The following is a 9923-nucleotide window of genomic DNA, read 5'->3' as shown; positions in this document are numbered from 1 at the left end:
CACCCAGAATTGGGGGTTAGGGGGCGATTCGATCACTTGTGTGTACACGGTAGCCTCGCTTGCGGGGAGGGGCTAGGGGTGGGGTCGAAATAATATGCAGCCTCACAAATAATTGGTATTACTTTGCGTTACCTCCTCTAAGAAACGCTACGCGAATGCGCCCTTTTACACAAAGTGCTAGTTAAGAACCCAACATTTGCAAATTATGTAAAGTCGCATATAGTCCCTCTTGCTGTAACAATTGCTCATGACTACCTTGTTCGATTAATTCACCTCGCTTCAACACAAAAATGCGATTCACATTGCGAATTGTAGATAGACGGTGAGCAATAATAATCGCAGTCCGTTTCACCAAAAGTTTGTTTAATGCCTCTTGTACTAAAGTTTCTGTACTCACATCTAAACTAGCAGTAGCTTCATCCAGCACCAAAATTTGCGGATTACGAATTGCTGCACGCGCAAAGGCTAAAAGTTGCTTTTGACCACTAGAAATATTTGTTCCTCTTTGTCGTAGTTGAGTATTGTAACCTTGGGGTAATTGTTCAATAAACTCGGCAATATTTGTTTTACTAGCAGCTTGTTGAATTTCTGCCAGGGTGTAATCATCTCCTAAAGTGATATTGCTTTTGACATCACCAGCAAACAAAAAGCCTTCTTGCAAAATTACTGCCATATAGCGCCGTAAGTCTGCTTGTGGTAACTCCCGGATATCTACTCCATCGACTAAAATGCGTCCTTTGGTGGGTTCATAAAGACGGCACAAAAGCCGAATAATCGAACTTTTTCCTGCTCCGGTGGGACCGACTAAGGCTACTTTTTCACCTGGATGAATCACAAAGTCTAAATCTTTAATGACATAATCATCGTCTTTGTAGGCAAACCAGACGTGTTCAAAGCGAATTTCTCCTAAGTCTGGAGTAGGCTCGAAGTCTTGCGATTCCATACTAGTAGCTATATTCTTCATATAGTCCAAATTGGAATCTAATATGGAAAGGCGAGGATTACTACCATCACGGATTTCTATAGGTTCATCCAAAATGTCAGTAATGCGTTCAATGGCGGTAAAACCAGCTTGAATGACGGTGAATTTTTCGGCAAAATCTCTTAAAGGGTCAAATAATCGCTGGGCATATAAGATAAATGCAGCTAAAACCCCGAAGGTCAGGGCTTGATCTAAAAGTAACCAACCACCTAGTAAAAGTACTCCAGCGATCGCAATTAGTCCGATCCATTCCAAAGTGGCTGAAACAGCCGAATCATAAAGAATAGTTTGATCTACTTGGTTGGTGTAGCGTTTGTTGGCTTTGCGAAACAAGTTAGCATTATATCTTTCTCGTCGGAATAACTGTACTATATTCATCCCAACTACATTTTCTTGTAACTGGGAATTTAAATTAGAAAGTTCTTCCCGTGCTTTGGAATTGGCTTTGCGGTACTGTTGCTGAAAATAAATAATTAACCAGGTAATTGGCAGCAGGATCACCAGTAGCAAGCAAGCGAGTTTCCATTCAATGGAAAGCATGATCCCGATAATCACCAGCATGGTCAACACATTGGACACAATGCCGATCGCCCCAGTGGAAAATACATCTCCCAATACTTCTACATCGCTGGTGAGTCGAGTAATTAATTTACCTATGGGTGTGCGGTCAAAAAAACGCACCGCTAAAGATGTCACATGATGAAATAAATCCTGGCGAATTGCTGCTGTGATTTTTTGCCCTAGCTTCTGGAGTAGATAACCCTGAAAACCAGTTAATACCAGGCGGATCACAATGGAAATCAGGATTAATACTTGCAGGATATTTAACCCCTGCGACAAGGGGCGATTCCTGAGAAATTCATAGGTGCTGGGTTCATCGCGAATCAGAGAAATCACCTGTCCAATCAGCAGTGGTTGGACTGCGTTGGCTAATGCTATGGGTATAAGTAGCACTAGTGCTAGTGTCAACAGTCGTCCACTGCGACGGGCATAAGGCAATAGTCGTAAAAATAACCGCCAGTCATTGCTATTCGCGCGGTTATCTGTGTCGGATTTGTTTAAAGATTGGTAGCTGCTCATAGTAAGAGCATTATATTATTAATTTTTTCAATGGGAAAAACACGTTTCTTTAATGTAGCAAAGTGGGGAGTGGGGAATGGGGAATATTAAAGGCGACAACCCAAACTATCGCTAATTTCCGGAAAACTAATGAGTTTTAATTGTTCAGGGTGGGACATAAACTGTTTTGCGGCAATTAATCCGGCGATACTCCAAGTTTGATACAGCCTTGCTTCTTTGCCAATGAGACGACCGTTTTTACCATCGTAATATTCCGGATATTTATCGTTAATTAACCGCTTTTCGACAATGGCGATCGCCTTTTCGGCTAGTTCTGGGCGACCGATTTGTTGAGCAGCCGCCACAAATAACCAAAGTAAAACCGGCCAGTTACCGCCATTATGATAAGACCAAGCCCTATTTTTCTGGTCACATCCCGTAATCATCCGCCACTCTGCACCTTCTAAAGCGGGATAGCAGATTTTAACAGGCATATAACCCATTAAATCGTGCCAACGTTCAGCAAATAAATTCATGATGCTTTCAGATTCGGCATCGTTGGCTAAGGAAGACAAAATAGCCATGAGATTTCCCAGGGCAAAAAACCGAAAATCCATCCTTCCTGGCCCCAAATTTCCTGCTAAATAGCCTCCGTCTTCGGGTAACCACTCGGTTAACCAATGGGGAATTGATTCTGGGTAAATGTTGAACTTGTTAGCTACTTCTTTACCAAACTCATCATCTTTATAGCGATAAATTTCGCTCAATCGCTGGAGGTCTATCCAGTAATAATTGCGGACGTGATATTTCAATGCACCCAATCGCCCAGTTAGTTTACTGATGTAGCCATCACCATCTTCATCTGGTAACAGCAATTCACGAGATGCCATGAGAGCGGAGTAAAATAATACTTGAATTTCCAGTGGATGTTCGTAAACTCCCATGCGCCGATCAATCATAAACGCGCCATCGGGAACCAACATTGTGGGGTACATGGAAAACCGATGCACCAAACAAAGATCCAAAATCAACTTGATTCCTTCCTGAAATTCTGGCTGACGCGCCAGTTCCACATCGCCTGTAGCCTTTCCATAAGCCCGGAGGAGGATAATCCACCACATACAGGAGTCAATCGGGGGAACACGAGCGATCGCGTGTTCACCAAAATCAGCCACTAAAAATTCCTGATCACCGTTGTGTTCTACTTTAAAACTAGCAGGCATTAATCCTGCGCCTGGTTCAAAGCAGTCCATTTGCTTTTCATGACTTTGTAATTTCAGTGTTTCTACTAAGAAGTTGCGGACAATTTCCGGTTTACCCGCCATGAGAAACACCAAAGCCGAAGAGACAAAATCACGGAAAAAGCACTGGTCATAATTGAGTGCATCTAACTCCGGATCGTGGGCGGCTACAGTCCCAATGGGTTGACCTTTGTAATAAATTATCGATTCTTCTAGAAGCTTCCAGGCTTGTGTATCTAGCGGATTATTTTGATCAATTGCGCGAGTCATAAAATTTGGAATTTGGGATTTTAGATTTTGGATTGACCCCACGGATCAACCCATAAAGAGCGATCGCACTTCCGCTTCCAGGATATCACCACCAAAATTTCTAGAGGTTTGGGCAGAAAGCGAACTCTGATTTGATATTCCAACGGTGACCATCATGTAGCAGCAGCGTTAAATTTTCCGCCATAAACTCAAAATCTAAGGAACGGTGGACAAATTCAGGCCAAGCAAGTCTAAAATTCTGCTTTGTCAAATCCCGAAACGCCACAGTCATATGGGGCGCAAAGGGACGAGTTTGAGATACTTGATCAATAATTTCTAAATTACTTTCGGCATAAGCCATTAAATCGGCTTGCAAAGTCAAAAGAGCTTGACTTTTTACTACATCTATGTAGATAACACGGGGAGGAAAAGCTGCATAACCCTTGAGTGTAATTGGTATTGACTCTCGTCCATGAGCAAACTCTCTCAGAGATGCTTCTAGCTGTGGGACATTAGCATCTGACCATTCAAAAGGGGGTTGCAGAGTAATATGAGGCGGCGACTTTTGCGCCCCAAGACTGGCATAATGATCAGCGAAGTGCTGCTTAATTTGGTTGGCGTAATCCTGAATATGCTGCGGTGGTAGAAGGGCGATGAAAAAACGGCTCATATAAGTTTATCTTGAACAGCGAAGCCTAAAGAATATTACAAATATATATACGATACAAAAAACCGAGAGGTCTCCCGCAAATGCCTTTATTTGTCAAGATTGAAGCAGGTAAAGTCGATAAACCCATTTTTGACCAATACGTACCCGCCCATAAAGCCTATGTTGAGGATTTGATTGCCAAAGGACACAAAGCCAGAACAGGCTATTGGGCAGAAGACAGGGGAGGAATGTTGATGTTTGAGGCGGCTTCTAGGGTTGAGGCAGAAGCAATTGTGGCTCTTGATCCATTGGTGCAGAACGGTTGTGTGAGTTATCAGCTTTATGAATGGAAAATTGTGGTTGAGTAATACACACTTACGGAATTTTTATGTTATACTGACATTAGACCTGGATCTGCGCGACTGTAACGCCCAAATCTTGTCAGAACCGGAAGGTAGCAGCAATACGGGATGCTTATAGTAGGCGTAGTCTCCGGGTCGCCCTATTTTGTTAGGAGCGCTCAGTAACAATGCCTGGTTTTGGAGATATTGTTCAAAAAGCTTTTTACCTCGGTGTCGGGTTAGCTTCTTACGCAGGTGAGAAAGCAGGAGGGAAGTTGGGCGAACTGCGATCGCAAGTCCAAAAACTGGCTGATGAAATGGTGGCAAAGGGCGAAATGAACACAGAAGAAGCCCGCCGTTTCGTCGAAGATATGATGAAGCAAGCGCAACAGCCGCCAAAATCCAGTGAAACACCGGAGAAATCTCCAGCTTCTGAACCCCGCCGCATTGAAATTTTAGAAGAAGATGAAGTGGGAACTGTCAAGGATTCCCCAACGTCAAAAGAGTCTTCAAAAAATAATGTTAACGACTTGCGCGAACAAGTTTTAAAACTGCAAAAAGAGTTACAAGACCTGCAACAAGACCAGTAAGCAGTTAGCGGCATCTAGGCATAGCCCTATGTGCAGAAACTTGATAAGATACATTGCCGAGGATGTAGAATAGTGCTGCAAGCCGGATAGCACTAAGCGTCCTGTTGATATCCGGTAAGGGCGTAGAATTTATGGAACAATGGCAAAAAGATTTAGCGGAAATGGTCGAAACCGTGGCTGATGAAGTAGAACGCTTTTTCTTAGGAATGAGTGAAATGGTAGATGTATTTTTTGAACTAACGGAAGAGTTTTCCGATCAGGTACAAAATTCTATTGCTACTGACATTGACCAGTATTTACAGGAACTGACGGACTCAAATTTGGAAATCTACTGGGAACTGGAAGACGTGATCGGAGATTCTGATCCTGGTTTTCCTTACGGGGTTGAACCTACTTTAGAAAAAAACCCTGCTTGTGTAGGTTGTGATCACTACCACGGTCAAGTATATGGTGGTAATCTATTAGTCTGTGGTATGCACCCTCATGGCTGGGATGATAAAAATTGTCCTGATTGGGAAAAGGAAAAGGAATAGGAGAGATTTTAAACGCAGAGGGGCGCTAAGGTAAGCTGAGTTTTTGGGATTTAAAAAGTTATATATTTAAGAAAGTATGAGCAATTCTTCACCTGAGATCGTATCCCAGTCACAGCCTGAAATGAAGTATGGTGAACGTGAGATTACTGAGGGTAAGTTAATTACTTTTCCGAATCCGCGTGTGGGTAGGCGATATGATGTGAGTATTTCTTTACCGGAATTTACTTGTAAGTGTCCGTTTTCTGGTTATCCTGATTTTGCGACGATTTATATTACCTATATGCCTGATGAGCGTGTGGTAGAATTGAAGGCTTTGAAGCTGTATATTAATAGTTATCGCGATCGCTATATTTCTCACGAAGAATCTGCCAATCAAATTTTAGATGATTTTGTGGCTGCTTGTGACCCCTTAGAAGTGACAGTCAAGGCAGATTTTACTCCCCGTGGTAATGTCCATACAGTAGTAGAAGTGCGTCATCAGAAATAAATTTAAACGCCGAGGGCGCTGAGTCTTCAATTCTCCGCGTACCTCTGCGCTAACCTTGGCGTTAAACTCCAGCTTGAGAACTCAAACCATCTAAAATCTCTAAAACTTCTTGTTCAAAAGCAACTTGGGCGCGGTTAGTCTTACCACCAATATACAAGCGATCGCCTGTTTTTAATGCCCAAATTTGCGAGTGAGAGAAATAACTCATGGTTGCGCCTAACATTAATAAAGCAAATCCTGTATAAACCATCGGAATACCAGGATCAGATTTGATTTGTAAGCCAGTGCTTCCCAGAACATCGACAATTTTCAGATTCACGCCATTGACTTTGGCTGACATTCCAGTGCGTACTGTGTCTACTAACTTCCCGGCGGAATCATATATTAATACCATTCCTTGCAAGTCTTTGGCAATGACAGAAACGCCTTCACTCAAATCTGGTTTGGTGGGAATCCAACTTCCCCAAAGTCGTCCTTTACCATTGGTGTCTAATGCCGCCATTGGTAACTGAAATATGGGACTATTATTAAATTGGATGCGAACTGCGGAGATTCCCCAATCAGTTTGATAAAAAGTTACGCCATTATAGCGCAAAGGTTGGTTAACGAAAATCTTTTTATGGTCAACTTCCTCTCCCTGTTTATCCAAGACAGACATATCTGAATAAAATTGGTCGATTCCACCAGTGGGAGTGTAATCAATCCAAAAACGATTCACACGCACAGACCAATCTTTGAGGATTTGGAAATTTGCCCAGGGACCAGCATCTATAATATTCTTGACTTGAAATGTATCACCACTAGATATCATTTCTTGAGCCATAAAACCAGTCATCGCGCCGAGAATTCCCCCCAGCAGGATAGTTACAATCCCCACATGGACAATTATGGGACCGATACGTCCAACTAATCCCTTCCGCGCGTAGAGAATATTTTCTTTTTCTGGTTCTTGAAAGATTTTATAACGGCGATTTTGTAAGATTTTGTTTAGAGAATTGAGAGAACCGGTATCTAGTTCTGCACTCAAGGCTAATTTTTGGAATTTTCGGGGTTCTTCGTAATATTTCCAACGCCGGGCGGTCTTTAAGGCTGGTAACTGACGGGTGAATGTACAAGCTGTGAGACTCGTACCAAATAAAATTAGTAAACCGAGAAACCACCAAGTGCGATATACATGGTCTAACCCAATGACTTGAATTACCTTCCAAGTCAGGAAACCAAATAATGCTGGACTTTCGGGGTAGTTAGACTGATAATATGCAGGTGACTGACCTTGCTCAATGACCGTGCCACTGATGCTAAAAACAGCGATGATTAGTAAGAGTGCGATCGCTAGTCGTAAATTAGTCAGTACAGGTAAAATCTCCCTGCGTAAAAATCGCCCTGGTATTAACCACCAATTTAATTCTGTGGACGCGGAATTTTCTACAGTCATACAATTTTGGATTTTAGATTTTGGATTTTAGATTTTAGATTTATTCAACAGATGAATTTGGGGACTTGTAACACTAAGGAAGTATAGGACTTACGCACAAATTACGGAATAACGAACCACAGAGACGCAGAGGACACAGAGGAATAAGGGTTTGAGAGGATTTTTGCGTAAGTCCTGAAGTATTGTTAAAAACTTCCCAAGGGAAATCGAGAAATTAAAGAAAATACACCAAATGCGACTAATAGCACACCGCTAACTGGATTTATCCAACCAGACCACCGTCGCAGTTCCAGCAGCTTTTTAATCGAAGCCGTAAAAGTACCCGCTAAAATCAATGGTGCTACATACCCTGCTGTGTAGGATAGTAACAAAATAGCGCCGAGAATTAAATCTTGTGTACTCGCAACCCAACCCAGTAAACTAGCTAAAACAGGCGTGCTACAAGGAGATGCGACCAAGCCAAAAGTTAACCCCAAGGAATAAGAACGCACACCCGGCGGTAAATCTTGCGAAATCCAATTAGTTTCGCCCAGGGAGGGAAATTGTATAGGTAGGGCTTCTAATAAATTCAACCCCATGAGAATAGCGATAATACTGACGATAATTGGTAAGCCGATTCCCACTTGACCATAGACTTTTCCTACGAAAGCTGCTATAATTCCCAGCCCTGCGAGAGTAGTTGCTAAACCTAAAGCAAACCATGTAGACTGTGCGGCTGCTTGGAGACGACCTTTCGCTTCATAACCCCCGATGTAACCAATGGTAATTGGTAGCATGGACAGCATACAAGGGGTAAGACTGGTGAGTAAGCCGGCTGTAAAAATAATGCCAATACTGAGTAAGCTGAGGTGCGTTAGTTGGTTAGATACTAGGGTGTTGGCAAATTGTTCTAGTTCGTAGAGTCGTGTTTGTAGAGTCTCCAGCATGGGAATTTTTAAGCGGCAAATGCTTTTTATATTAACATTCTAGCTTATTTTGGGTTGATATTTAACCTTGCAACCAATCCTCTAATTTTAAATTAGGTATTCTTAATAAATCCGAATCATGAGAAACTAAAATAAGATTATGAATCATAGCTGTAGCTGCTATAAATACATCTGCATCTTGGATTGGCAAACCTCTGATTTTTAAATCAGCATGAATCTCAGTGGCTTTTTTGAAAATAGCCATATCATCTAATAGTAAAACAGGGTAGTCATTGCATAACTTCTCGAAATCAACTAACTTTCTACTAGCTTTTATCGCTAAAAGTCCCCTTTCAATCTCATAGTAAGTCATGCCGCTCATGAAAACTTTTTCACCTCGAATACGTATGTTATCTAGCGGTTTGATGACTTTGGGATTATTTTTTAAAATAGCAGACACAATGTTAGTATCTAGGAGATAATTCATCTTTTATCTACCTACGGCTTCATCAAATATTGCCATTTCTTCCGGTGTTAAATCATTTAGCATTCCTCCCACAGCATGGAGAACTAAAATACTATTAATTCTCTTAGTCAAATCCTCCTGATTAATTTGGTCTATATCTGGTGATGTATCGGCTTCACTAAACAGGGCAAAAATATAATTAGTTATCTGCTCTTTATCTAATCTTTCCTGATACCAACTGTTATTAGCAATCAAATGTTCTACAATTGCGGAAATGCGTTTAAAGGCTGGTTCTGTTTGAAAAGAGATATCTTGCATATTTCTACTCCATATTTTTTGAAGTGATAATATACCATTTTAGCAAAAATTGGTATTTTTGAGGTTTATGCTAATTTGACTATTGTCGTGAAACTGCTGTTTAATTATGAGTAGAATCCCCAAAATTGACCGTCAACGGGAACATCAAGCCAACGAGCGAACTTTTTTAGCATGGCTACGTACATCCATCTCATTGATTGGTTTTGGTTTTGCGATCGCGCGATTCGGTTTATTTATGCGACAATTAAATGTTGCCATTACACAACAAGAGCCTTCTGTCAACCCCATATTTAATTCCGAAAACTTGGGGATTGTGTTTGTAGTCTTTGGGATTGTAGCGATCGCCCTAGCAGCATGGCGGTACAATCAAGTATTCTGGGAAATTGAACGCGCCGATTATCGACCGCACCGTTTACCCGTATGGATTATGACCGGAGTCGTGATAATTCTCGGTATTCTCAGTCTTCCTTTACTCTTGTTGCGAAATACAGTTTCTCCGTCTCCCTCCTCCACACCCAACCAACCACAGTCGCGCCATTTTGATTAAACCTTCAGCGAACCTCTGCGCTTACCTTGGCGAACCTCTGCGTTTAAAAAACACTCATCCCCCCACCCCATAAACCAGAAAAAAACACCTCAAACCCGCATCAACAAAAGCCGATAAATAA

At 41.8% G+C, this 9923-nt stretch carries 12 protein-coding genes and 1 other RNA gene; 6 read left to right on the top strand and 7 right to left on the bottom strand.

Annotated elements, in window-relative coordinates; all coding sequences use genetic code 11:
- Positions 1 to 181 precede the first annotated feature (181 nt).
- The 3 genes from AACX33_RS22685 to AACX33_RS22675 all read right to left on the bottom strand — a co-directional run bounded on the left by AACX33_RS22685 (position 182) and on the right by AACX33_RS22675 (position 4201).
- Complete coding sequence (locus AACX33_RS22685) at positions 182 to 2062, bottom strand: ABC transporter ATP-binding protein (RefSeq protein ID WP_193999211.1); 1881 nt, start codon at positions 2060 to 2062, stop codon at positions 182 to 184.
- 86 nt (positions 2063 to 2148) lie between these two features.
- Positions 2149 to 3552 (bottom strand): glycoside hydrolase 100 family protein, encoded by a 1404-nt coding sequence (locus AACX33_RS22680; RefSeq protein ID WP_193999213.1) that lies wholly within the window; start codon positions 3550 to 3552, stop codon positions 2149 to 2151.
- A 100-nt stretch (positions 3553 to 3652) separates the two neighbouring features.
- Complete coding sequence (locus tag AACX33_RS22675) at positions 3653 to 4201, bottom strand: 2'-5' RNA ligase family protein (protein WP_193999215.1); 549 nt, start codon at positions 4199 to 4201, stop codon at positions 3653 to 3655.
- 80 nt (positions 4202 to 4281) lie between these two features.
- Between AACX33_RS22675 and AACX33_RS22670 the strand changes: the two genes are divergently transcribed.
- The 5 genes from AACX33_RS22670 (at position 4282) to queF (ending at position 6131) form a co-directional block, all read left to right on the top strand.
- Positions 4282 to 4548: a YciI family protein gene (locus AACX33_RS22670; RefSeq protein WP_193999217.1), complete on the top strand. Its 267-nt coding sequence runs from the start codon at positions 4282 to 4284 to the stop codon at positions 4546 to 4548.
- Positions 4549 to 4585: 37 nt separating this feature from the next.
- An RNA gene (ffs, locus tag AACX33_RS22665) (signal recognition particle sRNA small type) lies at positions 4586 to 4682 on the top strand.
- Between the two features lie 27 nt (positions 4683 to 4709).
- The gene (locus tag AACX33_RS22660; protein WP_193999219.1) at positions 4710 to 5111 is read left to right on the top strand and encodes a phasin family protein; all 402 of its coding nucleotides are present in this window, start codon (positions 4710 to 4712) and stop codon (positions 5109 to 5111) included.
- Between the two features lie 131 nt (positions 5112 to 5242).
- A complete protein-coding gene (locus tag AACX33_RS22655; RefSeq protein ID WP_193999221.1) occupies positions 5243 to 5644 on the top strand; it encodes a hypothetical protein in 402 nt (133 codons plus the stop codon).
- A gap of 76 nt (positions 5645 to 5720) precedes the next feature.
- A complete protein-coding gene (gene queF / locus AACX33_RS22650) occupies positions 5721 to 6131 on the top strand; it encodes a preQ(1) synthase (RefSeq protein WP_193999223.1) in 411 nt (136 codons plus the stop codon).
- A 61-nt stretch (positions 6132 to 6192) separates the two neighbouring features.
- Here queF and AACX33_RS22645 read toward each other — a convergent pair whose 3' ends face one another.
- From AACX33_RS22645 to AACX33_RS22630, 4 genes are all read right to left on the bottom strand, one after another.
- Positions 6193 to 7566 carry a cytochrome c biogenesis protein gene (locus AACX33_RS22645; protein ID WP_193999225.1) on the bottom strand — a complete coding sequence of 458 codons (1374 nt, stop codon included), beginning with the start codon at positions 7564 to 7566 and terminating at the stop codon, positions 6193 to 6195.
- A gap of 185 nt (positions 7567 to 7751) precedes the next feature.
- On the bottom strand, positions 7752 to 8492 hold the full coding sequence (locus tag AACX33_RS22640; RefSeq protein WP_193999228.1) for a cytochrome c biogenesis protein CcdA: 741 nt from the start codon (positions 8490 to 8492) through the stop codon (positions 7752 to 7754).
- Between the two features lie 61 nt (positions 8493 to 8553).
- Positions 8554 to 8958 carry a type II toxin-antitoxin system VapC family toxin gene (locus tag AACX33_RS22635; protein ID WP_193999230.1) on the bottom strand — a complete coding sequence of 135 codons (405 nt, stop codon included), beginning with the start codon at positions 8956 to 8958 and terminating at the stop codon, positions 8554 to 8556.
- A 3-nt stretch (positions 8959 to 8961) separates the two neighbouring features.
- Complete coding sequence (locus AACX33_RS22630) at positions 8962 to 9255, bottom strand: hypothetical protein (RefSeq protein ID WP_193999233.1); 294 nt, start codon at positions 9253 to 9255, stop codon at positions 8962 to 8964.
- Positions 9256 to 9361: 106 nt separating this feature from the next.
- On the opposite strand from AACX33_RS22630, the gene AACX33_RS22625 reads away from it, so the two are divergent.
- The gene (locus tag AACX33_RS22625; RefSeq protein ID WP_193999235.1) at positions 9362 to 9802 is read left to right on the top strand and encodes a YidH family protein; all 441 of its coding nucleotides are present in this window, start codon (positions 9362 to 9364) and stop codon (positions 9800 to 9802) included.
- Positions 9803 to 9923 lie beyond the last annotated feature (121 nt).

The organism is Nodularia sp. LEGE 04288, assembly GCF_963896525.1.
In the GTDB taxonomy this organism is placed as follows: Bacteria; Cyanobacteriota; Cyanobacteriia; order Cyanobacteriales; family Nostocaceae; genus Nodularia.
This window is presented reverse-complemented; position numbering and strand designations above follow the sequence as displayed.

Coding starts and splice junctions, on each gene's coding strand:
- AACX33_RS22685 (WP_193999211.1), bottom strand. CDS start 2,062: ATGAGCAGCTACCAATCTTTAAACAAATCCGACACAGATAACCGCGCG.
- AACX33_RS22680 (WP_193999213.1), bottom strand. CDS start 3,552: ATGACTCGCGCAATTGATCAAAATAATCCGCTAGATACACAAGCCTGG.
- AACX33_RS22675 (WP_193999215.1), bottom strand. CDS start 4,201: ATGAGCCGTTTTTTCATCGCCCTTCTACCACCGCAGCATATTCAGGAT.
- AACX33_RS22670 (WP_193999217.1), top strand. CDS start 4,282: ATGCCTTTATTTGTCAAGATTGAAGCAGGTAAAGTCGATAAACCCATT.
- AACX33_RS22660 (WP_193999219.1), top strand. CDS start 4,710: ATGCCTGGTTTTGGAGATATTGTTCAAAAAGCTTTTTACCTCGGTGTC.
- AACX33_RS22655 (WP_193999221.1), top strand. CDS start 5,243: ATGGAACAATGGCAAAAAGATTTAGCGGAAATGGTCGAAACCGTGGCT.
- queF (WP_193999223.1), top strand. CDS start 5,721: ATGAGCAATTCTTCACCTGAGATCGTATCCCAGTCACAGCCTGAAATG.
- AACX33_RS22645 (WP_193999225.1), bottom strand. CDS start 7,566: ATGACTGTAGAAAATTCCGCGTCCACAGAATTAAATTGGTGGTTAATA.
- AACX33_RS22640 (WP_193999228.1), bottom strand. CDS start 8,492: ATGCTGGAGACTCTACAAACACGACTCTACGAACTAGAACAATTTGCC.
- AACX33_RS22635 (WP_193999230.1), bottom strand. CDS start 8,958: ATGAATTATCTCCTAGATACTAACATTGTGTCTGCTATTTTAAAAAAT.
- AACX33_RS22630 (WP_193999233.1), bottom strand. CDS start 9,255: ATGCAAGATATCTCTTTTCAAACAGAACCAGCCTTTAAACGCATTTCC.
- AACX33_RS22625 (WP_193999235.1), top strand. CDS start 9,362: ATGAGTAGAATCCCCAAAATTGACCGTCAACGGGAACATCAAGCCAAC.